Origin of the sequence: Leisingera methylohalidivorans DSM 14336, assembly GCF_000511355.1 — a bacterium.
GTDB lineage: Bacteria > Pseudomonadota > Alphaproteobacteria > Rhodobacterales > Rhodobacteraceae > Leisingera > Leisingera methylohalidivorans.
Map to the genome: position 1 here is coordinate 206,057 of NC_023136.1, position 22,677 is coordinate 228,733.

At 61.1% G+C, this 22,677-nt stretch carries 22 protein-coding genes; 10 read left to right on the forward strand and 12 right to left on the reverse strand.

Features of this window, described 5'->3' with window-relative positions; translation table 11 throughout:
* Window positions 1-40 precede the first annotated feature (40 nt).
* On the forward strand, window positions 41-1,477 hold the full coding sequence (locus METH_RS22130; protein ID WP_024092549.1) for a uracil-xanthine permease family protein: 1,437 nt from the start codon (window positions 41-43) through the stop codon (window positions 1,475-1,477).
* 67 nt (window positions 1,478-1,544) lie between these two features.
* On the opposite strand, the gene bhcD is transcribed toward METH_RS22130, so the two are convergent.
* From bhcD to bhcA, 4 genes are all read right to left on the reverse strand, one after another.
* The gene (gene bhcD, locus METH_RS22135) at window positions 1,545-2,510 is read right to left on the reverse strand and encodes an iminosuccinate reductase BhcD (protein ID WP_024092550.1); all 966 of its coding nucleotides are present in this window, start codon (window positions 2,508-2,510) and stop codon (window positions 1,545-1,547) included.
* Window positions 2,511-2,580: 70 nt separating this feature from the next.
* Window positions 2,581-3,744 carry a 3-hydroxy-D-aspartate aldolase BhcC gene (gene bhcC, locus METH_RS22140; RefSeq protein WP_024092551.1) on the reverse strand — a complete coding sequence of 388 codons (1,164 nt, stop codon included), beginning with the start codon at window positions 3,742-3,744 and terminating at the stop codon, window positions 2,581-2,583.
* 16 nt (window positions 3,745-3,760) lie between these two features.
* Window positions 3,761-4,729 carry a beta-hydroxyaspartate dehydratase BhcB gene (gene bhcB, locus METH_RS22145; RefSeq protein WP_024092552.1) on the reverse strand — a complete coding sequence of 323 codons (969 nt, stop codon included), beginning with the start codon at window positions 4,727-4,729 and terminating at the stop codon, window positions 3,761-3,763.
* Window positions 4,729-5,919 (reverse strand): L-aspartate--glyoxylate aminotransferase BhcA, encoded by a 1,191-nt coding sequence (gene bhcA / locus METH_RS22150; protein WP_024092553.1) that lies wholly within the window; start codon window positions 5,917-5,919, stop codon window positions 4,729-4,731. The genes bhcB and bhcA overlap by 1 nt, the downstream gene beginning before the upstream one ends.
* Before the next feature lie 198 nt (window positions 5,920-6,117).
* On the opposite strand from bhcA, the gene bhcR reads away from it, so the two are divergent.
* Complete coding sequence (gene bhcR / locus METH_RS22155) at window positions 6,118-6,951, forward strand: HTH-type transcriptional regulator BhcR (protein WP_024092554.1); 834 nt, start codon at window positions 6,118-6,120, stop codon at window positions 6,949-6,951.
* Window positions 6,952-7,003: 52 nt separating this feature from the next.
* Here bhcR and METH_RS22160 read toward each other — a convergent pair whose 3' ends face one another.
* From METH_RS22160 to METH_RS22190, 7 genes are all read right to left on the reverse strand, one after another.
* Window positions 7,004-7,834: a bifunctional allantoicase/(S)-ureidoglycine aminohydrolase gene (locus tag METH_RS22160; RefSeq protein WP_024092555.1), complete on the reverse strand. Its 831-nt coding sequence runs from the start codon at window positions 7,832-7,834 to the stop codon at window positions 7,004-7,006.
* A 122-nt stretch (window positions 7,835-7,956) separates the two neighbouring features.
* Window positions 7,957-9,042: a molybdenum ABC transporter ATP-binding protein gene (modC, locus tag METH_RS22165; RefSeq protein ID WP_024092556.1), complete on the reverse strand. Its 1,086-nt coding sequence runs from the start codon at window positions 9,040-9,042 to the stop codon at window positions 7,957-7,959.
* Window positions 9,042-9,746: a molybdate ABC transporter permease subunit gene (gene modB, locus METH_RS22170; RefSeq protein ID WP_024092557.1), complete on the reverse strand. Its 705-nt coding sequence runs from the start codon at window positions 9,744-9,746 to the stop codon at window positions 9,042-9,044. Before modB ends, modC begins: the two co-directional genes overlap by 1 nt.
* A complete protein-coding gene (gene modA / locus METH_RS22175) occupies window positions 9,743-10,447 on the reverse strand; it encodes a molybdate ABC transporter substrate-binding protein (protein ID WP_245603020.1) in 705 nt (234 codons plus the stop codon). Before modA ends, modB begins: the two co-directional genes overlap by 4 nt.
* A gap of 182 nt (window positions 10,448-10,629) precedes the next feature.
* Complete coding sequence (locus tag METH_RS22180; protein ID WP_044008845.1) at window positions 10,630-11,193, reverse strand: chemotaxis protein CheD; 564 nt, start codon at window positions 11,191-11,193, stop codon at window positions 10,630-10,632.
* Between the two features lie 26 nt (window positions 11,194-11,219).
* Window positions 11,220-12,164, reverse strand: coding sequence for a CheB methylesterase domain-containing protein (locus METH_RS22185; RefSeq protein ID WP_024092560.1), 945 nt, complete (start codon window positions 12,162-12,164; stop codon window positions 11,220-11,222).
* Between the two features lie 165 nt (window positions 12,165-12,329).
* Window positions 12,330-14,702 carry a methyl-accepting chemotaxis protein gene (locus tag METH_RS22190; protein ID WP_024092561.1) on the reverse strand — a complete coding sequence of 791 codons (2,373 nt, stop codon included), beginning with the start codon at window positions 14,700-14,702 and terminating at the stop codon, window positions 12,330-12,332.
* Window positions 14,703-15,115: 413 nt separating this feature from the next.
* Here METH_RS22190 and METH_RS22195 point away from each other — a divergent pair, with 413 nt between their 5' ends.
* From METH_RS22195 to METH_RS22230, 8 genes are all read left to right on the forward strand, one after another.
* On the forward strand, window positions 15,116-15,403 hold the full coding sequence (locus METH_RS22195) for an STAS domain-containing protein (RefSeq protein ID WP_044008846.1): 288 nt from the start codon (window positions 15,116-15,118) through the stop codon (window positions 15,401-15,403).
* Window positions 15,400-15,774, forward strand: coding sequence for a response regulator (locus tag METH_RS22200; RefSeq protein WP_024092563.1), 375 nt, complete (start codon window positions 15,400-15,402; stop codon window positions 15,772-15,774). Before METH_RS22195 ends, METH_RS22200 begins: the two co-directional genes overlap by 4 nt.
* A 1-nt stretch (window position 15,775) precedes the next feature.
* The gene (locus tag METH_RS22205; RefSeq protein ID WP_024092564.1) at window positions 15,776-17,944 is read left to right on the forward strand and encodes a chemotaxis protein CheA; all 2,169 of its coding nucleotides are present in this window, start codon (window positions 15,776-15,778) and stop codon (window positions 17,942-17,944) included.
* Window positions 17,934-18,416 carry a chemotaxis protein CheW gene (locus METH_RS22210; RefSeq protein ID WP_019297432.1) on the forward strand — a complete coding sequence of 161 codons (483 nt, stop codon included), beginning with the start codon at window positions 17,934-17,936 and terminating at the stop codon, window positions 18,414-18,416. Before METH_RS22205 ends, METH_RS22210 begins: the two co-directional genes overlap by 11 nt.
* Window positions 18,413-19,276: a CheR family methyltransferase gene (locus METH_RS22215; RefSeq protein WP_024092565.1), complete on the forward strand. Its 864-nt coding sequence runs from the start codon at window positions 18,413-18,415 to the stop codon at window positions 19,274-19,276. Before METH_RS22210 ends, METH_RS22215 begins: the two co-directional genes overlap by 4 nt.
* Window positions 19,277-19,309: 33 nt before the next feature.
* Window positions 19,310-19,696: a response regulator gene (locus METH_RS22220; RefSeq protein ID WP_044008847.1), complete on the forward strand. Its 387-nt coding sequence runs from the start codon at window positions 19,310-19,312 to the stop codon at window positions 19,694-19,696.
* Between the two features lie 2 nt (window positions 19,697-19,698).
* Complete coding sequence (locus METH_RS22225) at window positions 19,699-20,025, forward strand: hypothetical protein (RefSeq protein ID WP_024092567.1); 327 nt, start codon at window positions 19,699-19,701, stop codon at window positions 20,023-20,025.
* Window positions 20,026-20,154: 129 nt separating this feature from the next.
* Window positions 20,155-21,654 (forward strand): caspase family protein, encoded by a 1,500-nt coding sequence (locus METH_RS22230; protein WP_024092568.1) that lies wholly within the window; start codon window positions 20,155-20,157, stop codon window positions 21,652-21,654.
* Window positions 21,655-21,676: 22 nt separating this feature from the next.
* Here the strand turns inward: METH_RS22230 and METH_RS22235 are convergent, their stop codons facing one another.
* A complete protein-coding gene (locus METH_RS22235; RefSeq protein WP_024092569.1) occupies window positions 21,677-22,519 on the reverse strand; it encodes a M15 family metallopeptidase in 843 nt (280 codons plus the stop codon).
* Window positions 22,520-22,677: the final 158 nt, after the last annotated feature.

A 22,677-nucleotide genomic window follows, 5' to 3' on the forward strand; every position in this document is an offset into this window, starting at 1 on the left:
ACAAGAAGCGGCAAGATCCCCATGACCAACAGGAGAACACATGGTTGATACTTCCATCGGGACGCCAGAACAGCTGCGCGACCCCAACTACACCCCGCCCTTGCACAAGGCGGTGCCGCTCGGCATCCAGCATGTGCTGGCGATGTTCGTTTCAAACGTGACACCGGCGATCATTGTTGCCGGTGCCGCCGGGTTCGGCTTCGGCTCCAATTCGCCGGATTTCCCCGAGCTGCTGTACCTGATCCAGATGTCGATGCTGTTTGCCGGCATCGCGACTCTGCTGCAGACCATTACCCTCGGCCCCGTAGGCTCGGCGCTGCCGATTGTGCAGGGCACGTCGTTCGCCTTCCTGCCGATCATGATTCCGCTGGTCGCAGGCAAGGGCGTGGACGGGCTGGCAGCCCTTTTCACCGGCGTCATTGTCGGCGGTATATTCCACAGTCTGCTGGGTACGGTGATCGGCAAGATCCGTTTTGCCCTGCCGCCGCTGGTAACCGGTCTGGTGGTTACCATGATCGGCCTGGCGCTGGTCAAGGTTGGCATTCAGTACGCCGCGGGCGGAGTTCCGGCCATCGGCACGCCGGAATACGGCTCGCTTCTGAACTGGTCGGCAGCGCTGGTCGTGATCCTGGTGACGCTGGGGCTGAAGTTTTTCACAAAGGGGATGCTGTCGGTCTCGGCTGTGCTGCTGGGGCTGATCGTGGGCTACATCTATGCGCTGATGACCGGCATGCTGACATTTGAGGCGATCTCCGGCTCTTGGGAGCGGGCCGCGGCCTTTGCCCTGCCGCAGCCGTTCAAGTACGGGGTTGAGTTCTCTGCCGCGGCCATCATCGGCTTCTGCCTGATGAGCTTTGTCTCTGCGGTGGAAACCGTGGGTGACGTCTCTGGCGTGACCAAGGGCGGCGCAGGCCGTGAAGCCACTGATAAGGAGATCGCAGGCGCAACCTATGCCGATGGTGTGGGAACGGCCTTTGCGGGCTTCTTTGGCGCCTTCCCCAACACCTCGTTCAGCCAGAATGTCGGCCTGATTGCAATGACCGGGGTGATGAGCCGCCATGTCGTGACCTGCGGTGCGATCTTCCTGATCGTCTGCGGGCTGGTGCCCAAAGTGGGCGCGGTAATCCGCACCGTGCCAATCGAGGTTCTGGGCGGCGGCGTGATCGTGATGTTCGGCATGGTGGTCGCGGCCGGCGTGTCGATGCTGTCCGACGTGGACTGGAACCGACGGAACATGGTGATCTTTGCCATTGCGCTGTCCATCGGCCTTGGCCTGCAGCTTGAACCTGGTGCCTTGCAGCATATGCCTGACACAGCCCGCATTCTCCTCACCAGCGGCCTGCTGCCAGCAGCACTGATTGCCATCGTGCTGAACCTGCTTCTGCCAAACGAACTGACGGGGGAAGCAACCGAGGAAGTCTCCGGCGGGATGAGCGGTCAGGGCCGTGGATCATTGCCGCATGAAGACCGCGCCTGACACGCGGAGATCCTGAAAACAGAAAGGGCGCCAAAGCGGCGCCCTTTTCATTTTATGTCCAGCCGGTTCAGAAATCGACTTCGATGGCGATACCCGCCTCAACCGCGCGTTCCACGACAGAGGCAGCAACAGCCAGATCCTGCAGCCCCACGCCGGTGCCGTCGAACAGGGTGATCTGTCCGTCTGAGGTGCGCCCCGGGTTGGTGCCATTGATAACCGCACCGATCTGGGCGACGTCAGCCTCCTTGATCAGGCCCTGCGCCACCGCGTGCTGCGCCTCGCCGATGGAGACTGACTGGGCGATCTCGTCGGTGAACACGTCTGCCGTTACCAGCAGCTGGGGATCGACCTCTTGCTTGCCCTTGGTGTCGGTGCCCATGCAGGCAATGTGGGTGCCGGGGCTGACCTGGTCCACCTTCAGGATCGCGTCAAAGGACGAGGTGACAGAAATGATGACATCCGCCTCGCGCAGACCCTCCAGCTCCACCGCTTCAAACGGCAGCCCGGCCTCATCCGCCACTTCTTGCAGGTTCGGCAGCATCTCCGGATGCAGGTTCCAGCCGATGACCTTTTCAAACTCCCGCTGCTCCAGGGCTGCCCGCAGCTGGAATTTGGCCTGATGCCCCGCGCCGATCATGCCGATCACCTTGGCATCCTTGCGGGCGAGATGCTTAATCGACACCGAGGATGCCGCCGCCGTGCGCAGCGCAGTCAGCAGGTTGCCGCCCACCATCGCCTTGACCTTGCCGGTGTCCGGGTCGAATAGAAAGACGGTCGACTGATGGTTGATCAGCCCGCGCTTTTCCAAGTTGTTCGGCCAGTAGCCGCCAGCCTTGAGGCCCAGGGTCAGCCCGGCGCGGTCAAAGCCGCCCTTGAAGCCATAAAGCGCGTCCTCATGGCCGATCGCCTCGCGCACAACGGGGAAGTTGTAGGCGTCGCCAGCTGCCATGGCGGCAAAAACCTTCTCCACCGCGTCAAACGCCGCCTTGCGCGTCATCAGATCGGCGATTTCCTGTTCTGGAACGATGTACATATTTGTTTCTCCTAAACAAAAATAGGCGGAGGGCGGCAAGCGCACCTCCGCCAGTTCGGGGATTGGTGGATCAGTATGCTTTGCCGCGGGCCGAGACCGGCCAGACAGTTTCGACCTTGCCGTTTCGCACGCCGACGTACCAGTCATGCACGTTGGCGGTCGGGTCGCAGTGGCCGGGCACCAGGCGCAGCTTCTCGCCGACCTTCAGCGCACCCTCAGGGTCGGCAACCACGCCATGCTCGTCCGAGCATTTGACATATTCCACGTCGTCGCGGCCGAAGATGAAGGGCAACCCGCTGTCCACCGATTGCGCCTTGAGACCGGCATCGACGATGGCCTTGTCGGCCTTGGCGTGGCTCATCACCTGGGTCAGAATGAAAAACGCGTTTTCCCACTCACCCTGGTCGATCCGGTTGCCGTCCTTGTCCAGGATACGGCCATAATCCGCGTCCATGAAAGCATAGGAACCGCACTGCAACTCGTTGTAAACGCCCGAGTTCGACTCGAAGTAGTAGGAGCCGGTGCCACCGCCGGAAACCAGCTCGCAATCGATGCCCTCTTTCTTCAGGCCTTCAACCGCATCGGCAACCTGGGCGATGGCGATGTCCAGCTTGGCCTTGCGGTCCTCATAGCTGTCCATATGCTGCATCGCACCCTGGTAGGCCTGAATGCCGGTGAACTTGAGGCTCTCGGCCGCGTTCACCGCCTTAGCAATATTAACAACCGCTTCGGTGGTGGTCACGCCACAGCGGCCTGCGCCGCAGTCGATCTCGATCAGGACTTCCAGCTCGGTGCCGTGCTTCTGTGCTGCCGCAGACAGGTCGGGCACATTGTCGATGTCATCAACGCAGACGATAGTACGTGCGCCCAGTTTGGGCAGCCGTGCCAGGCGGTCGATTTTCTGCGGATCGCGGACCTGATTGGACACCAGGACGTCCTTGATCCCGCCGCGGGCAAAAACCTCGGCTTCGGAGACCTTCTGGCAGCAGACGCCAACAGCGCCGCCGAGTTCTTCCTGCAGCTTGGCCACATCCACCGATTTGTGCATCTTGCCATGCACCCGGTGGCGCATGCCATGCGCCTTGGCATAATCGCCCATCTTTCTAATGTTGCGCTCCAGCGCGTCCAGATCCAGCACCAGGCAAGGGGTCTGGATGTCGGCCTCGTTCATGCCCGGCACGGCCGGGACATCATAGCCAACTTCGAGGTCGTCAAATTTGGTCTGTGCGTTCATTTCGGTATTCCCCAGTTTAGCTGTTCATCCAGGGCAGCTTGTCGAGGTCGACATTGCCGCCGGTGACGATCAGGCCCACGCGTTTGCCCGCGAAGGCGTCCTTATTTTTCAGAATGGTGGCGAGAGGCACCGCCGAGGACGGCTCCATCACGATGCGCAGGTGCTTCCAGATCAGCTTCATTGCGTCGATGATCTCTGCATCCGAGGCGGTGTAGATCTCGCTGACGTGGGTGCTGACGAAATGCCAGGTCAGCTCCTTCAGCGGCACGAGCAGCCCGTCGGCAATGGTCTTGGGCGCATCGTCAGCAATGATGTAGCCTGCCTTGAAGCTGCGATAGGCATCGTCGGCCTGTTCCGGTTCCGCCGCGATCACCTTGGTTTCCGGCGCCAGCGTCGACAGCGTCAGGCAGGTGCCTGAAATCATGCCGCCGCCGCCGATGGGTGCCACAACCATGTCGAGGCCATCGGTCTGCTCCACGAACTCCTTGGCGCAGGTACCCTGCCCCGCAATAACGCGATGGTCATTGTAGGGATGCACGAAATCGCCACCGGTTTCCGCCTGCACCTTGGCAAAGGTCTCCTCCCGCGAGGAGGTCGAGGGCTCGCATTCGGTGATCTTGCCGCCATACCGGCGCACCGTGTCCTTCTTGGCTTGCGGCGCGGTGCGCGGCATCACAACGTTACAAGGAATGCCGCGGCGCATTGCTGCGTAAGACAGGCAGGAGGCATGATTGCCTGAGGAATGCGTCGCAACGCCCCTGGCGGCCTGATCCTCATCCAGTCCAAACACCGCGTTGCTGGCGCCGCGCACCTTGAAGGCGCCCGGCTCCTGGAAGTTCTCGCATTTGAAAAACAGCTCGGCGCCGGTCAGCTCATTCAGATAGGCCGAGGTGCGCACCGGCGTGCGCCGGATATGCGGCTGGATGCGCTCATGCGCGGCCAGCATGTCTTCATAAGTCGGGATATACATAGCGGTATCCTTCATTAAGCGGCGGCCTTGGCGCTGTTGGCGCTGTTGCCGCGGTAGTAGTCCTGTGCCGCTGCCACGCCGGAACCCAGCTGGATATTCAACCCTAGGTCGGCCATGACCATTTCGGCAGTCGCAATGCCCGACAGCGCCATCACGTCGGTCAGGCTGCCCAGGTGGCCGATGCGGAACACCTTGCCCGCGACCTCACCCAGGCCGGTGCCAAAGGCGACCCCGTATTTTTCCGCCGCCAGGCTCACGAACTTGTTGGCATCAAAGCCGTCCGGCGTGCGGATTGCGCTGACGCTGTCAGAGTAAATGTCCGGCGACACGGCGCAAAGCTCCAGCCCCCAGGCCCGGACCGCAGCGCGGACGCCCTCGGCAATCCGGTGGTGACGGGCAAAGACGTTCTCCAACCCTTCGTCCAGCAGCATACCACAAGCCATGTTCAGACCGTTCAGCAAACCGATAGAGGGTGTGTAGGGATAGGCGCTGTTGGCATAACCGGCGGCCATATCCTTGATATCAAAGAAGGTGCGCGGCAGGGTCGCGGTGTCCGCGGCCTTCATCGCCTTGGGCGAGAAGCCGACAATGGCCAGACCCGGCGGCAGCATGAAACCTTTCTGCGAGCCGGTGACGGCAATGTCGACGCCCCATTCATCCATCCGGAAATCCATCGAGGCGATCGAGGACACGCCGTCGACGAACAGCAGCGCCGGGTGGCCAGCGGCATCCAGCGCGCGGCGGATGGCGGCGATGTCGGATTTGACGCCGGTCGCTGTCTCGTTGTGGGTGGCCAGAACCACCTTGATCTCGTGGCCCTTGTCAGCGGTCAGGATTTCTTCGTAACGGTCGGCGGGGATGCCAGCGCCCCAAGGGGTCTCAACCACCTGAACGTCCAGCCCGTGGCGCTGGCACATGTCGATCCAGCGGTGGCTGAACATGCCGTTGCGCGCGGCCAGGATCTTGTCGCCGGCGTTCAGCGTGTTGGTGATCGCGGTCTCCCAGCCGCCGGTGCCGGTCGACGGAAAGACAAAGATCTCGGCGGTTTCGCTTTTCAGAATCTTCTTCACGCCGGCCAGCGCCGGATGCAAGATCTGGCCGAACAGCGGTGAGCGATGGTCCAGCGTCGGCATGTCAACCGCCTTACGCAGCGCTTCGGGCATATTGGTCGGACCGGGGATGAAAACCGGGTTTTGAAAGCTCATGTCGTGCCCTCCTGTGGCGATTTCCTTCACTTTAGATGCAATGCACCCACAGGGACACTTTTTTGAAAAAAGCTTTCACAAACACGATCTGGGGTTATTTTCTAAATAAAATCAACGCATTCAGTTTTTTCACTGTACAGAAGTGATTTTCAGTTTTATCCATAAGCTGCTTATTGAATTACCTCGGGAGGCTTGAAAATGCCCCAGCCGCCACGCCGCAAAGGCCGCCCCAAAGGCTTTGACTCCGCCAGCCAGCCGACCACGATCCAGGCTCTTGACCGGGCACTGGATGTGCTGGACGCATTGGCCGGCGCCAGTGGCATGACCCTGACGGAACTGTCTACGGGGCTGGGTCAGTCGGCGGCCACCATGTACCGGGTGCTCGCGACGCTGGAGGCGCGCCAGATCGTCGAGATAGAGCCTCAGTCGCAGACCTGGCACATCGGTGCGATGGCGTTCCGCCTCGGCTCCGCCTTCCTGCGCCGCTCCAGTGTGATCGAACGGGCACGGCCGGTAATGCGGGAGTTGATGGAAGCCACCGGCGAGACCTCCAATCTCGGGATCGAACGCAATGGCGACGTGATGTTCGTGAGCCAGGTGGAAACGCATGAATCGATCCGCGCTTTCTTTCCGCCGGGAACCATCTCCCCAATGCACGCCTCCGGCATCGGCAAGGCGCTGCTCAGCTGTTTCGGCGAGGATCAGCTGGCCCGCTTTTTGCGCGGCCGGACGCTGGAGCGGTTCACGGCGAAAACGCTCATTTCAGCGAAAGCCTTACGTGCTGATCTCCTGCAAATTCGCAGCCGCGGCTGGTCTTTCGATGACGAAGAAAAGGCGCCGGGAATGCGCTGCGTTGCGGCGCCTGTCTTTGGCATGCAAGGGGAGGTGCTGGCGGGGATCTCCATCTCCGGCCCCGCCTCCCGGATGCCGGATGCCGGCATCAACGGCATCGGCGCCCTGGTGAAGGACGCCGCGGAAAAACTTTCGTATGGATTGGGTGCGCCCGCAGCTGTGGAAACCCAGCCCGGCTGAACAGCCGGGCAGCGCCCGGGCACATATCCGGGCCGGGTGCTCCGCCCGCCTGTCAGCGCAGCGGGGCTAGCGGCATGTGCCGGTTCACGTCCTTGTACAGAAGATAGCGGAATTTGCCCGGCCCCCCCGCATAACAGGCTTGCGGGCAGAAGGCGCGCAGCCACATGTAATCGCCAGCCTCGACTTCGACCCAGTCCTGGTTCAGTCGGTAAACCGCCTTGCCCTCCAGAACGTAAAGCCCGTGTTCCATCACATGGGTCTCGGCAAACGGGATCACCGCACCGGGCTCGAAAGTCACGATCGTCACATGCATGTCGTGGCGCAGATCGTTCGGATCGACAAACCGCGTCGTCGCCCATTTGCCTTCGGTCTCCGGCATCGGAGTGGGATCGACATGGTTTTCATTGGTGACAAAGGCTTCGGGCGCGTCCAGCCCCGCAACGGCCTGATACGCCTTGCGGATCCAGTGGAAACGCACTGGTGCGTCCCCGTTGTTGCGCAGTGACCAGCTGGCGTGCGGCGGCAGAAAGGCATAGCCGCCTTCCTCCATTTCATGTGCCGCGCCATCAATGGCCAGGGTCATCGAGCCCTTCACGACGAACAGAACCGCTTCCACGCCGGGCTCTGTTTCCGGCCGGTCGCTGCCGCCGCCTGGCTGAACCTCGGCGATGTATTGCGAGAATGTCTCGGCAAATCCCGACAGTGGCCGCGACAGCACCCAGAACCGAGCCTTGTCCCAGAAGGGCAGCAGACTTGTCACGATGTCGCTCATCGTGCCTTTGGGGATCACCGCATAAGCCTCGGTGAACATGGCGCGGTCGGTCAGCAGCTGGGTCTGCGGCGGCAACCCGCCTTCTGGGGCGTAATAGGATCGTTTGGTCATCGGCTGCCTTTCCTGCTGAACTGCTGCCCCATTGATAGCCGCCCCGCGGCCGCAACCGAACTTATTTCCGTAGCAAGAATACCTGAAGGATTGTTTTGGTATTTTTGAAGACGCGGACCGCCTTACCCGCCAGCGCCGATATCCTCCGGCGCGATGGAGACAGTTTTGACCACGGTAAAACACTCTGCCCCTGCCTCCAGCTCCAGGGCTTGCGCCGACCGCCGTGTCACCCGCGCCAGGACCCGGCCTGCGGGCGTCTGCAATGACACCATTGCGCCAGGGCCGCTGCCGGTGCGGACATGCTCAACCGTGCCCGGCAGAATATTGAGCGCCGACAGGCCCTCGGGCCGGTGCCGCGACAGGATCACGTCATGCGCCAAGATCCGCACCCGCACCGGGCTGCCAATCGACTTAGCGATTTGCGGCAGGAACAGCGGCACGCCGCCGGCGTTGAGTTCTGTCAGACCGTCGGCATGGTGGCGTGCCACCTGCGCCTCCAGCAGCGCGCCAGCGGCACGCACCCCGGCTGGCAGGACCGCAGAGTCGCTCAGAACCTCAGCAGCACTGCCCTGCCGCTGCACTTGGCCGTCCTGAAGCACTACAACCGTTGTCGCCAGCCGGGCCACCTCGGCGGCCGAGTGGCAGACATAAAGTACCGGAATACCGACTTCGTCCCGCAACCGCTCGAAATAGGGCAGGATCTCAGCTTTGCGCGCCTCATCCAGTGCCGACAAAGGTTCATCCGCAAGTATCATCCGCGGCGCCGCCAGCAGCGCCCGGCCGATCGCCACCCGCTGCTTTTCCCCCCCGGACAGCAGCCCCGGCCGGCGCTGCAGCAAGGGGCCGATCCCCAGCAGCTCCACCACCCGGTCTAGGCTTTCCCGTTTGGCGCCACGCGGCGCAAACCATTGCCCGAACAGCAGGTTTTGCCGCACGGTCAGATGGGGAAACAGCCGCCCCTCCTGAAAGATATAGCCCATCCGGCGTTTGTTCGGCGGCAGCCACTTGCGTTGGCCTGTGTCAAACAGCACCTCGCCGCCAAGCGTCACCCGTCCCTGATCCGGCTGCAACAAGCCCGCTACAGCCTGGATCACTGTGGTCTTACCCGTTCCGGATCTGCCAAACAGCACGGTTACACCTGACGGGGCTTCGAATTGAACATTCAAGCCTAGATCCGGCAGCCTGTGTTGCAATGAAACCGACAGCATCAGCGCCCTCCTGACCTGTCGGCTGCCTTGCGGGCCAGGTATTCCGATATCAGAAGAGCCATCAGTGCAATGGCAATCGACACCAGCGTCAGCCGCAGTGCTGCGGTCTCACCGCCGGGCACTTGCAGAAAAGTATAAATCGCTGACGGCAGCGTCTGTGTCTGCCCCGGAATGCTGGAGACGAATGTAATCGTCGCCCCGAACTCTCCCATTGCCTTGGCAAACCCCAGCACTGTACCGGCAATCAGACCTGGCAGGATCATCGGCAGTGTGACGGTGGCAAAGCACAACGCCCGTGAAGCACCCAGCGTGGCAGCGGCCTGTTCAAGCTTGGGATCCACTGCCTCAACCGACAGGCGGATCGCCCGCACCATCAACGGAAAGGCCATAATACCCGCGGCCAGCGCTGCTCCGGTCCAGCGGAAAGCAAAGACGATACCGATCTGCTGCAGCGCACCGCCGACTGGCCCTTTGGTGCCAAACACCATCAGCAGCAAATAGCCGGTCACAACCGGCGGCAGGATCAGCGGCAGATGCACCAGGCTGTTCAGAAGCTGCTTGCCAGGAAATTTCCAGCGTGCCAGCGCATAGGCCACAAAGACCGCCAGCGGCAGCGCGGCCAGCGTTGCCCAGAGCGATACCCGCAGTGACAGCATCACTGCCTGCCATTCCTCGGGTCCAAGCCATGCCGCAGCGGCGCTCACTGATCAGCCGCTCCGAATCCGTGGCGCAGAAAGATGCCGCGGCCTGCCGGGCTGCGCAAGTAGTTGAGAAACGCCCCGGCCTCAGCTGCATTGCCGCCTGAGATCACCGCAGCCGGGTAGAGGACCGGGGGATGGCTGCCCTCCGGGAAAGACGCGACCACTGTGACATTGCTGCCTGCCCCCGCATCGGTGGCATAGACCACACCCAATGGCGCCTCGCCCGATGCCACCAGCGCCAGGGCAGCGCGCACATTGGCGGCCTGCGCCACTTTGGACGCAACGGAGGGCCATAGCCCCAATGCGGTCAGTGCGGCTTTGCCGTAGATCCCGGCCGGCACCGCATCGACCAGCGCCATCGCCAGCCGACCTTCGCCCAGCAGTGCGCCCAGGTCAACAGTCTCCAGGTCCAGCGGCGCGGCATCTGCTCCATGTGCGATGAGAACCAGCCGGTTTGTCAGCAAATCCAGCCTCGAGGCAGGAGCAATCAGCCCGTCCTGCTGCAACACATCCATCCAGCCGGGATTGGCCGAGATGAAGACATCCGCAGGGGCGCCAAGCTGAATCTGCCGTGCCAGCGCCGAAGAGCCTGCGTAAGACAAAATGGCGGCCTGTCCGGTTTCAGCCATGTAGCCGGCGGCGGCCTCATCCAGCGCTGTTTTAGTGCTGGCTGCAGCGAAGACCGTAATCTGTGCCTGCGCCATGGCCGCCAAGCCCAAAAACAAGGCAACAGAAGTCAAAAGGCCCCGCCAGGCTCGGGGCGGAACCAGGAATGCCAAAACTGCAGCCTGGATATTTGTCATCACTTCTAGGAACTACCTCTGCGGGCAGGCACGGGCAAACAAAAATTTCGGCTGCCCGAACTGGCCTTTGCCGGCGTTCCAAATCAGAAGAGGTCGACCACGCCTGCACTTCCGCCAGCCTGAGCAGGAGCCGGAATGGGCCGCGCCGCCGCGCGCTGCTCCAGTTCGCCGAGCTTGCGGTCGTCTTGTACATGGGTTTGCTGAGCTGCGCCGGAACACGCATGGAACCGCACCCGGCGGGCCGAGGTGCCGCCAACGCTGGAGGAAATGCAGGGAATGCCTTCATCTCGCAGGAATTGCTGTACAAAATTGGCATTGGCTGCGCCGATGTCCGACAGGTTTGCGGACATTTTGGCGCCGCCGAACACCTTGACTTTCAGGTTGGACCGGATTGCCCCCTTCTTCAGAACACCGTTGATCAGAAGTTCCATCGCATGGATTCCATACCGGGCATTGGCAGCGCCGCCCTGGCGGGCGTTGGCCAGCAGAAAATGATTCATTCCGCCCACACCATTTTCCGGATCATAAATGCAGGCTGCAATACATGAACCGAGCACCGTTGAAAAAACGGTCTTCGGATCAGTGGCCACCCGGTATTCCCCTTGCAGAACTGTTACAGACTTTGAATTGGCGAAAACAGTGGTCAATGTTTTGGGTCCTTCCTGTGTTACGTTCAGGCCTTGCTGGCTTGTAACAGTGTGCTGGCCATCCGTGGCAGGGGTACCTGCTGCTGTGCGGCGCCGATATCCCAGGCCACCCTGGGCATCCCGTAGACAACCGAGGACTTTTCGTCCTGGGCAAAGGTTTTCGCCCCGGCCTTGCGCAGCTCCAGAAGCCCCTGGGCGCCGTCGTGGCCCATACCGGTCAGGATCGTGGCTACAACATCCTTTCCATAAGGCACGGCAGAGGTGAACAGAGCGTCTACAGACGGAGTATGGCCGGAAATATCAGGTCCGTCCTTCATCCGCAGGCGCAGCGGCTTGCGGCTGCTCAGCCCCATGTGGCGGCGCTGACCTGCAGCAACATAGACATGGCCCGGCTCCAAGGCTGTTCCGTCTTCGGCGGCACGCACCCGCGCCGGGCACAGCCGGTCAAGAAGCGACACCAGACCGGATCCGAAGTTCCTGCCGGTATGCTGAACAATCAGCGTCGGCGGGCAGTCAAAGGGGAAGCCGACCAGAATGCTGCGCAACGCTTCGACACCACCGGTAGAAGACCCGATCAGGATCAGCTTCTTGCTGGCAGCGGCTGCGGCAGAAGGCCGGGCGCCGGCGATGCCCGGGGCCGCACGGGCGCTGCGCCGCGGCGCATTGATCATCATGTCGAAATACTGGGCAAACTGGCTGGGATGATCCGCTTTCGTCAGCTCGAAAATGCCCGCCCCGACATCCAGCAGCGGCGAGGACTTTCTGGCCGGCGTCGCGGCCTGAGAGTCCATGACGGCCACCCAACGGGTGTCCATGGCAGAAAACAGCGCCATCATCATTTCAAACTCAGGCAGTTTGGAAAATCCGTCTTCCACAAAGGCAAAAGCCGGCTGCGCGGCCTCTGCTTGATTGTAGGCCATCATCAGATTGTTGGCCAATAGGACCTTCATGCCGGGGTAGGCGGTTTCCATGTAGCTTTGCAAATTGCGGGCAAAGCTGCGGTCAGTGGTAATGATCAATATATTTCGCGAAGGCAATGGCATCCCCAGTCAAATTGCAATGCCCTCAGAATTGCAGGCACAGGTCGACATGTGTGAGGGCGCCGCAACCAGGGCCGCGGCGCCTTCGGTGAGTGTTTAGAAGTCCTGCCAGAGATCGCGCGCAGCATTGCCGTTGGCGGCCGCCGCGGCTGGCACCGGGCTGGCCTCGATCTCCCACTTTGCCTCACCGTGTGCCGAGGGCGCAGGTTTGGCCGCCGGAGCGGTCGCCGCCGAGACGGCGGTACGGGCTGCAGCGGGGGCTGCGCCGCCGTCAGCCACCCGGAATTGGGCAACCAGTTCAGTCAGCTTGCCAGCATCAGTGTTCAGCATATGACCAGCGGCGGTTGCTTCTTCCACCATCGCCGCATTCTGCTGCGTCACCTGATCCAGCTGGGTGACCCCGGTATTGATCTCATGCAAGCCTGTCGACTGTTCAGCCGCGCCTTCGGCAATGCCGGATACCAGTTGCGAGATATGGGTGACCTGCTCGACGATGCTTTGCAACGCCTCGCCGGCCTTGCCGACCAGATCAACGCCGCGCTCGACTTGTTTGGTGCTGTCGCCGATCAGCGTCTTGATCTCCATCGCTGCATCCGAAGACCGCTGCGCCAGAGCGCGCACTTCCGAGGCAACCACGGCAAATCCCTTGCCTGCTTCACCCGCCCGCGCAGCCTCGACGCCGGCGTTCAGCGCCAGGAGGTTGGTCTGGAAAGCAATGTCGTCAATCACCGAAATAATTTGCGAAATATGGTTCGAGGACTGCTCGATCTCGGTCATCGCGGAAACGGCGCTTTGCACAACTTCCCGGTTGTTCTCCGCTTCGGTCCGGGCCTTGGCCATTGTGGTTTCAACGCTGCGGGCGCCTTCGGCAGCGGATTTCACAGACGCAGTCAGTTCATCCAATGCCGCAGCCGTCTCTTCTAGCGTGGCCGCCTGGCTTTCGGTGCGGTGAGACAGGTCGTCCGACGCCTGACTGATCTCAGCGGCGCCATTGCGGATGCTCCCAGAGGCTTCAATCACCTGCCGGACCGTGGAGCTGAGGTTGCTGACCGTGCTGTTGTAGTTTTCCCGCAACTGCTCGTATTCCTGCGGAAACGCGTCCTTGATCGCCTGGGAGAAATCGCCTTCTGCCAACTGCATCAGCCCGGCGCTTAGGCTTTCGACAACTTCTTGCTGCTGCCGCTGCATTTCCGCGCGTTCCTCTTCTGCGGCACGGGCCAGTTTCAGGTCGTCCTGCATCGAAACAAGGGTCTTTCCGATCTTTCCGATTTCATCGCCCCGGTTCGCCTCTTCGATATCGGTATCGAGTTCACCGGACGACACGGCTTCCATATTGCTGCAGATCCGGTCGATCGGCCGCGTGATGGAGCGCGCGAAAAGCCAGCCGCAGAAGGACATGACAGCCGCGCAGATCAACGAGGCGAGGAGCAGCATGTTGCGCTTCTTCACCGCCGGCGCCATCAGTTCGGCCCAGTCCTGTTCGGCGATGATTGCCCAATTTGCGAATTCCAGCGGCAGCAGCTCGGAATAGGCAAGCACGGTATGGCCGGTCAGCCCGGGGACACCTTTCTGGACGTGCGAGTCTCCGTCGAAGGCCGCTGTGATCTGGGGGGTCGAAGGCAGTTGCGACAGCACCTGATAGCCACCTTCGAACCGCGAAGTGGTCCGGGCTTTCATGTCTGAGCCGGCAATATAGATCTGGGTGGTTTGCCCCATACCCTGGTCATTGTTGACAATGGCCCCCATCAGATCCACCGGAATCTGCACTGCAAGCACGCCGACCGTCAGATTAGCGTCGTTCACAACAGGTGCGGCAGCAAAGGCCGCTGCGGCACCGGCAGAGGGCGCATAGGGGTCCATATCAGCAAAGAACACCTCGCCGCGGCTGCCTTCCAGGGCAGAGCGGTACGCCTTAGCCAAGCCGGAGTCTTTATACGGGCCGCTCATCATGTTGGTTCCGAAATCACTTTCCTTGAACACCGAATAAACGATGTCGCCGGCCAGGTTGATCAGGAAGGCATCATAGTAGCCCTTGCTTTCGATCAGGGTCTTATACGCCGGATGAAAGCTTTCGTGATGCATGTGATAAGGCGAGTCACCCTTCGCACGCGCCAGCAGATGCTTCTGCCCGAGCGGATTCGGGTTATCGTCAATGTAGGCCTGACGCAGGATCTGCCCCGGATTTCCGTCCAGATCGTTCCAGGTCATCGTCAGCCATTCGATCGCGGTTGCAGTCGACGGCACTGCCGCCAGTGTCTGCACATCCGCATGAATTCCGTCCAACAGTGTCTGTACCGCAAACTTCCGGTCCGCCACCATAGAGCGGAACTGGTCTTCGGCATTTTTCTCTGCACTGTTCTGGAAGCTGACCGTGCTGATCGTGACGAGAATCGCCGTCACGAGCACACAGAACCCAACAATAAACAGCGGCAACTTATATGCCAGCTTGAGCGATTTTAGCGCTTTCATTCCGTCCTCCTAAGAGCATTGCGGTTTAGGCTCCCGCAAAACATGATGTTTCTTAGGATGCGCGGCATACGTTAATTTGCGGCTTACGGAGGGGGGCGATCCACCCCGCATCATTGCAAAAAATACTGAATTCTGCAGTGCTACAGCGCTACTCGGTAAAGGCTGAGTAAATATACACCCTCAGGTTGCAAATAGATCGAATCCGCTCTCTCACAGCAGCCGGCAGGTGTTTCTACAGCCCCTCCGGCACAGATAAAAATTGAGGGGATTTCCCCGGCTGAATGGCAGCCAATCTCCTTAAGAATCCCCCTCTACGCGGGCGAGCCGGCAATCAAATGTTAAGGCCCGCCGCATATCCATTCCATCATCGAACTCGAACTGATCGCCGACAACGGGGGTGCGAATCGCCGACAATGACTACGGAAACGCAAAAACATATTTTGGATCTGCCCAATGCCTTCGCGGAACTGGATCCGCTGATCGCCTTTCTTCAAGGGGCACGTTCCAAAGCAGTCGAAATTGACTGCCGCGGCGTTGCCTTGATGCCCTCCCGCTGCCTGCAGCTTCTGCTCGGTGCAGAGCAGCAATGGCGGTCCGAGGGGGTAGGCTTCTCCGTCACCAACATAACCGAACCCTGCCGCAAGTCCCTGACGCTTCTGGGGCTGGAGCCCAACCGATTTGAAGACGAGGAAACAGCATGAAGACCAAAGTTCTGGCAATCGACGATTCCCGCACCATCCGGAATCTTCTGGCCGCGACCCTGGAAGAGGCCGGTTTTGAATATCACTGCGCGGTCGATGGCCGCGAAGGCGTGGACATGTATCCCAACGTGGATCCGGACGTCGTGATTACCGACATCAACATGCCCAACCTCGACGGTTTCGGCGTGATCGAGGAGCTGCGCGGCACCGGGATCAATTCCAAGGTGCCGATCCTGGTTCTGACCACCGAAAGCGCTCCTGAGCTGAAATCCCGCGCCCGCGGCGCCGGCGCCACCGGCTGGATCACCAAGCCGTTTGACGATGCTTCGCTGATCTTCGCTCTCAAGCGTGTGACAGGAGCTGCAGCCTAAGATGTCGGGTTCGATTCAGGATACCTTCTTTGAGGAGTGCGAAGAGCTCCTTGAAGCAACGGATGAGGGGCTGACCGCCATCGAAGGAGGCGATCACGACCCTGAGATAGTCAATGCAATCTTCCGCGCCGTGCACTCGATCAAAGGCGGCGCCGGGGCCTTTGGCCTGGACGATCTGGTGGCCTTTGCCCACAGGTTCGAAACCGTGTTTGACGAAGTGCGCGCAGGCCGGATGGAACTGGATGGAAAGCTGATCCAGCTGCTGCTGCGCTCCAGCGATCACCTGTCAGCGCTGGTCGAAGCCGCCCGCGACGGCGGCCAGATAGACGAGGCGCACCACGACACGCTGCTGGCGGCGCTGGATGAATATATCCCGGAAGAAGAGGAAGACCTCACCTTCGAGCCGATGGGGCTTGGCGCTCCCGCGCCAGTGACCGATCTTGGCATCATGCCGGCAACACCGGCAGAGCCGCAGCAGGAAACCTACCGGATCAGGTTCCGGCCGCTGAAGGAAATGTACGGCACCGGCAATGAGCCGTTCTTCCTGTTCCAGGCGCTTAGGGACATGGGCGATCTGACCGTGAAGCTTGACGAAACCGAGCTCCCCGGCTTTGACGCGATGGATATGAGCGAAAGCTACCTGGCTTGGGACATTACTTTGGTGACCAAGGACTCCCGGTCGATTGTCGAAGCAGTCTTCGAATTTGTCGAAGGTCTTTGCGAACTGTCGATCGAAGGCGATGGCGACGCAGAAGCGGAAGCCAATGCACTGGCAGCACTGGATGCTATGTTCAGCGCACCGGCTGCTCCGCCTGCAGCGGACGCAGCCGAGGGGGAGGCACCCGCAGTCCCTTTTGAACCGCCGGTCCCCGCACCTGAACCCGAAGCCAAACCGGCAGCTGCCGAAGAAAAGGCATCGGCCCCGAAAGCCGAGAGCGGCATGCAGGAGCAGCGCGGCGGTCCCAAGCCCACGCTCCGCGTCGAACTCGAGCGGGTGGACCGGCTGATCAACGCTGTCGGGGAGCTTATCATCAATCACTCGATGCTGGCGCAGCAAATCGCCAACCTCGACGTTTCTGATACACGGGACGTTGAAACAGAGCTTGAAGGTTTCAAAAACCTCGCGCGTGACATCCAGGAAGGTGTCATGGCCATCCGCGCTCAGCCGGTGAAACCGCTGTTCCAGCGCATGGCCCGGATCGTCCGTGAAGCTTCGGCCGCAACAGGTAAAACCTGTAAACTCGTGAATGAAGGCGAAAACACCGAAGTCGACAAGACGGTGATCGAACGGCTGTCCGACCCGCTGACGCATATTCTGCGCAATGCGGTGGACCACGGGGTCGAAAAGCCCGAGGACCGGGAAGCCGCCGGGAAATCCAAGGTTGGTGAAATCCGGCTGTCGGCCTCCCATCGTTCCGGCAGTGTTTGCATTGAAATCAAGGATGACGGCGCCGGTGTGAACCGCCCTCGGGTCAAGCAGATCGCTATCGAGAAGGGCCTGATCCCGGAAAATGCCGAGCTGACTGACGGCGAGATCGACAATCTGCTGTTCGCGCCTGGCTTCTCCACCGCCAAGGAGGTGTCAAACCTCTCCGGCCGCGGTGTCGGTATGGATGTGGTGAAGAATGCGGTGACCGGCCTGGGCGGCCGCATCAACATCTCCTCCACGCCCGGCAAGGGGTCGACCTTCACCATCATCCTGCCGCTGACATTGGCGGTGATGGACGGCATGGTGGTGTCGGTTGCCGACCAAACCATGGTGGTGCCGATCACCTCAATCGTCGAAACCATGCGCGGCAGCGATGACATGATCAACAGCCTCGGCGCCGACGGCACTCTGCTGTCGATCCGCGGTAATTTCGTGCCCATCTGCGACGTTGCCGGCAGCCTGGGGCTGTACCGCGAAAGCGATCGGCAGGCCGGCGTCTACCTGCTGGTGGAAACCGAAACCGGCCAGCGCTGCGCTCTGGCGGTGGATGATATCCACGACCAGCGCCAGGTGGTGATCAAAAGCCTGGACGGCGTCTGCGGAGAGATCGCGGGCGTCGCCGCTGCAACCATCCTTGGCGACGGCAAGATCGCCATGATCCTCGACCCTGAAAGCATCATTGCGGCCTCGCCCACAGCAGCCGCCTTTGACACCGAGCGGAGAATGAGCAATGCAAGCTGAAGTGAAGCAAACCGATCAGGAAGTGAAACACGCTGAACACAGCGAGTTTGTCAGCTTCACCGTGGCCGGGCAGGCCTTCTGCCTGAAGATCACCCAGATCCGCGAGATCAGGCGCTGGTCACCGGTGACGATTCTGCCGCATGCCCCGGCCGACGTGCTGGGAGTGATGAACCTGCGCGGTGCGGTGATCCCGATCTACGACCTGTCCGCCCGGTTCGGCCTGCAGCAAACCGAAGCCAGCGAGCGTAATGTGGTCATTGTCGTGTCGGTGCATGGCAAACCGGTCGGCCTGCTGGCCGAGTCGGTCTCCGAGATCATCTCGATCAATCCGGACGACATCCAGGATACCCCGCCGGTCGATAGCCGCAACACGATGGAGTACATCCAGGGGATTATCTCGCACGATGATACCATGGTGCGCATCATCAATCTGGATGCGGTGATCTCGGCTCCGGAGCAGGTGATGCCGTGAGGGCAGAAGGTTCCATCTCTCCCAGCACAGAGAACTTTTCGCTGACGGACCAGGAATTCGAAGCCATTGCGCAATTCGCGCACAAACACTTCGGCCTGGCAATGGCCAGCAGCAAAAAGCCCTTGGTGTCTTCGCGTCTGGCCCGCAAGCTGCGCCAGCGCAACATCACCAGGTTCAAGGATTACCTTGCCAGCCTGGACGGTCCGAATGCCGACCAGGAACGCAGCGGGCTGCTGTCGCTGCTGACCACCAACGTGACTCATTTCTTCCGCGAGCCGCACCATTTCGAGACGCTGCGCAACGACGTGTTGCCGCCGCTGATCGAACAGGCGCGCCGCGGCGGCCGGGTGCGGTTGTGGTCGGCGGGCTGCTCGAACGGGCAGGAGCCCTATTCGATTGCCATGACGGTATTGGACATCTGTCCGGAAGCGGCGCAGCTGGATTTCAAAATCCTGGGCACCGATATTGATCCGGTTGTGGTCCAGCATGCCCAAGCGGCGAAGTACCCTGAGGACGAGCTGGCCCAGATCGATGCCAAATACAGCAAGCTGGTCCCCAAACGCGGTCCCGACGGACGCTTTCCCGAAAGTCTGCGCAAGCTGATCACTTTCGGGGTGCTGAACCTGATTGAACCCTTCCCGTTCCGCGGCAGGTTCGATGCGATTTTCTGCCGGAATGTTGCGATCTATTTCGACAACCCAACCCAGCAGAAGGTTTGGAGCGCCTTCCAGAATGCCCTGAACCCGGGCGGTTACCTCTTCATCGGCCACTCCGAGCGCATGTCAGGCCCGGCGGCGCAGCAGCTGAAGACGGCCGGGATCACCACTTACGTCAACTTACCCGCAGGCAGGAAAACCTGACCGCGGCTGCAAGCAGAGCAGAAGGAAAGAAAAATGAGCTTGAAAGACTCTCTCCGCGTTATGGTCGTTGACGACATGTCGACAAGCCGGGGGATCATCACACAAAGCCTGGATGAGATCGGCATCAAGAACTACATGGTCGAGAACGCCGGGCAGTCCGCCTTTCAGAAACTGACCCAGACTCCGGTGCATCTGGTGCTGTCGGACTACAACATGCCGGGCATGGACGGGCTGGGGCTGCTGCAGGCAGTGCGCGGCCATCAGATGACCCAGCGGGTTGGATTCATTCTGGTAACCGGCAAACCGACTCCGGAGATGATCCAGGTGGGCAAACAGCTGGGGCTGAACAATATTGTCCGCAAGCCGTTCACGGTGGCCACAATGAAACAGGCCATCGAACAGGTCGTCGGGCGGCTATAACCATGGACCGTCCCGACAAAGCCCTGGGCGAATTATGCGCCGCGTCGGCCTGGGAGATGGAGCAGTTGCGCAGCCAGATGCAAACGTTGGAAGACGTTGTTCTGGACGTGCTGGAACGCGGCACTGCCCCAACCAGCCAGGAGCTGCGCTCTTTGCAGGACTTTGATCTGGTGATCCAGACTCTGTCCGGGCTCTCCGGTTTCTACAAGCGCGTGCAGGCGCAGGTTGATAAATCCGGGCCTGCCGACCTGCCGGCCGCAGCGGCCGGCGTCACGCTGGAGAAGCTGCGCGAGCGGCTGCGCGCTGCAGGCAGCCTGACGAGCGCCTGAAATATGACAGCCCCGCCCGGGCCGGGCGGGGCTGTCAAATCACTTTCGTCAGCGGCAAATTTTCTTTTTCTTTGCTGCCGCAGCGGACTACATTGGGCCATAGCTGAAACTGCCAGCCCGGGTATCCGCATGTCGTTCTTCATCAAACCTCTGATCTTCACAGCCTGCCTGCTTGTTGCGGCGGGNGCGCAGGCCGCAAGCGATCGCATTGCTCTGGTTATCGGCGTGGCGGATTACCAGCACCTGCCGCCGCTGGAGAACACCCGCCACGATGCTGTGGCGATGGCGGACACGCTGGAAGGGATCGGCTTTGACGTCAGCCTCGCTCTGGACCCCGGCACCTCCGATATGGTGCAGCTGCTGGAGGACTTCACTTTCCGTTCCGAAGTGGCCGATTTGGCGCTGGTCTATTTCGCGGGCCACGGGATCGAGGTGCAGGGCGAGAATTTTCTGATCCCGGCAGATGCCGAGGTGGCCAGCAACCGCGATGTGCAGCGCCAGTCCTTGTCCCTGAAGCAACTGCTGGCGGCAGTGGACCGGGCCCGCAAGATGCGGATCGTGATCCTTGACAGCTGCCGCGACAACCCGTTGGGCGATTCCATTGCGCTGCAGCAAGGCAGCGGCGGAACCGCCGCGACGACTGCCGCAACCCGCGGCGGCGGCGGCATGGCAGCAGCCGATCCGGACCGCGGCACCCTGGTGGCCTTTGCCGCCAAGGACGGCCAGGTGGCATTGGACGGAACCGGCAGCAACTCGCCCTATGCCGCTGCGCTAATAGAAAAGATGGTGCAGCCAGGGCTGGAGATCAGCCTGATGTTCCGCCAGGTGCGCGACCGGGTGATGGAAAACACCGCCAATCTGCAGGAACCTCATACCTATGGCTCGCTGACAGGTGTCCCGTTCTATCTCGCCGGCCCGGGGGAAAATGATGCTCCGGTGACAGTCGCGGATGCCTCCGAAGCCTGGGCAGCGCTGAAGCCCGACCAGGAAGAACAGCTGCTGGCGCTGGCCGATCTCGGCGATACCCGCTCGATGCTGGGCCTGGCCTATATCAGGCTCAACCCGAATGAGGGCCGGTTTGATCCTGCTGCGGCGGTCGGATTTCTGCAGCGTGCGTCCGAGGCCGGCTCTCCCGAAGCGCAGTTCGAACTGGCCAAGCTCTATGAGCGCGGCACAGGAGTCGCCGCGGACCCGGCCAAGGCCCTGGAACTGTACCAGGCGGCCGCCGCCCAGGATTTTGCTGATGCAATCAACGATCTCGGCTTCTTGCACTATCAGGGCGGGCTGGGGCTGCCTGCCAACCCGAAAAAAGCCCTGACCTTCTTTGAGCGCGCCGCGGATCTGCGCCATCCGCAGGCCCAGTTCAATTTTGCGGCCCTCATAGATGACGGCCTGATCCCGTCGAAAGGCCCGGAAGATTCAGCCCATTATCTCTATGCGGCATTGCGCAGCGGCAGTTCGGATGTGCTCAATCTGCTGAGCGAGCGGCCCAATATGTTCACAGCGCAGACCCGGCGCTTCCTTCAGCAGAAACTGAAAGAAAACAATTTCTACGCCGGCGCCATTGATGGGGACTTCGGACCGGGAACCCAACGGGGAATCCGGCAGGCTTACGGGCTGGAAAGCTGACAGGCAGCACCGCGGTACACCATCACAGCTGACCGTCCGCGATCCATGCATCCAACTGACGCCGGCTGATCTCGAAATGCATGCTGTCTTCACGCCGGAACCCGGCGCCCCAGACCCAGCCCTGGTCATAGAAAAAGTCCGCCATGATGGTCAGCCCAAGCTGGGTCTTGCCATCGGTGAAATTATCCAGCTTGCCGTCGATATTCAGATCAACGGCAAGGCCATAGCTGTGGGTGGACAATGAATTTGCGGTGCCGCGGATCCGCCGCACACACAGCGCCCCGGCCGTGTTGATGCGGGCATAAAGATCCGGATCCGCCTGGCGGATGTTCTCGAACACGACCTTCAGGCTTTCGATGGCCGGGCGCAGCATGCTGACCCGGATCGGCCCGACCCGTTCGGTGACCAGTTTGTCCTTGAGGTTCGCATTGGTCATCGGCTGGCAGGTGTCGTTCAAATCCTCCCGCGGGCGGCCCAGTTTTTCCGTCAGATACCTGCCGCCTGTGACCCGCAGCCCCCGGTTCACGTTCAGCCGGTCGGCGATCAGCACCACCTGAGCATAATCCAGATCGGCGCCGCCGGTCTGGTTCCAGATCGCGGCTTCCCCGGCCGCGTCATCGGTAAAAGGGGTTCCGCCGCCTGCCCCTCCAGCGGGCAGGCTGGCAACCTCGCTCTGCAGATCCGTCATCCGGGATTGCAGATCCTCGACCTGCTGGCGCAGCATCTCGATCTCGATCCGCGCGGTCGAATCCACGCCGCCCGACCCTTGGAAGTCTTCTTCGCTCAGCAGCCAGCTGAGCCCGAACCAAATTGCCGGAGCCAGCACAAGGCCAATGGCGATTATCACAGCTGGCAGAACCCGCATTTCCCCTCCCGGTTCATTTACGCCCATTTCAATCCCTCGCCGCCCGGCAGTAAACCCCCTGATTACAACTTGCCGGAAACACCGTGTTTTTTTCCCGCGCTGCACTCTGCCTGCCATTGGCAGGCCGCAGGTGCTGGTATAGACTGCCAGCCATGTTG

Bases quoted from the DNA above. Each gene is read 5' to 3' on its own strand.
- modC (WP_024092556.1), bottom strand. From the start codon at position 9,042: ATGCTGTCGGTTTCATTGCAACACAGGCTGCCGGATCTAGGCTTGAAT.
- METH_RS22185 (WP_024092560.1), bottom strand. From the start codon at position 12,164: ATGGAAACCGCCTACCCCGGCATGAAGGTCCTATTGGCCAACAATCTG.
- METH_RS22225 (WP_024092567.1), top strand. From the start codon at position 19,699: ATGGACCGTCCCGACAAAGCCCTGGGCGAATTATGCGCCGCGTCGGCC.
- METH_RS22160 (WP_024092555.1), bottom strand. From the start codon at position 7,834: ATGACCAAACGATCCTATTACGCCCCAGAAGGCGGGTTGCCGCCGCAG.
- bhcB (WP_024092552.1), bottom strand. From the start codon at position 4,729: ATGAAGGATACCGCTATGTATATCCCGACTTATGAAGACATGCTGGCC.
- bhcA (WP_024092553.1), bottom strand. From the start codon at position 5,919: ATGAGCTTTCAAAACCCGGTTTTCATCCCCGGTCCGACCAATATGCCC.
- METH_RS22195 (WP_044008846.1), top strand. From the start codon at position 15,116: ATGACTACGGAAACGCAAAAACATATTTTGGATCTGCCCAATGCCTTC.
- METH_RS22235 (WP_024092569.1), bottom strand. From the start codon at position 22,519: ATGCGGGTTCTGCCAGCTGTGATAATCGCCATTGGCCTTGTGCTGGCT.
- bhcC (WP_024092551.1), bottom strand. From the start codon at position 3,744: ATGAACGCACAGACCAAATTTGACGACCTCGAAGTTGGCTATGATGTC.
- METH_RS22130 (WP_024092549.1), top strand. From the start codon at position 41: ATGGTTGATACTTCCATCGGGACGCCAGAACAGCTGCGCGACCCCAAC.
- METH_RS22220 (WP_044008847.1), top strand. From the start codon at position 19,310: ATGAGCTTGAAAGACTCTCTCCGCGTTATGGTCGTTGACGACATGTCG.
- bhcR (WP_024092554.1), top strand. From the start codon at position 6,118: ATGCCCCAGCCGCCACGCCGCAAAGGCCGCCCCAAAGGCTTTGACTCC.
- METH_RS22205 (WP_024092564.1), top strand. From the start codon at position 15,776: ATGTCGGGTTCGATTCAGGATACCTTCTTTGAGGAGTGCGAAGAGCTC.
- METH_RS22200 (WP_024092563.1), top strand. From the start codon at position 15,400: ATGAAGACCAAAGTTCTGGCAATCGACGATTCCCGCACCATCCGGAAT.
- modA (WP_245603020.1), bottom strand. From the start codon at position 10,447: ATGGCGCAGGCACAGATTACGGTCTTCGCTGCAGCCAGCACTAAAACA.
- bhcD (WP_024092550.1), bottom strand. From the start codon at position 2,510: ATGTACATCGTTCCAGAACAGGAAATCGCCGATCTGATGACGCGCAAG.
- METH_RS22210 (WP_019297432.1), top strand. From the start codon at position 17,934: ATGCAAGCTGAAGTGAAGCAAACCGATCAGGAAGTGAAACACGCTGAA.
- METH_RS22190 (WP_024092561.1), bottom strand. From the start codon at position 14,702: ATGAAAGCGCTAAAATCGCTCAAGCTGGCATATAAGTTGCCGCTGTTT.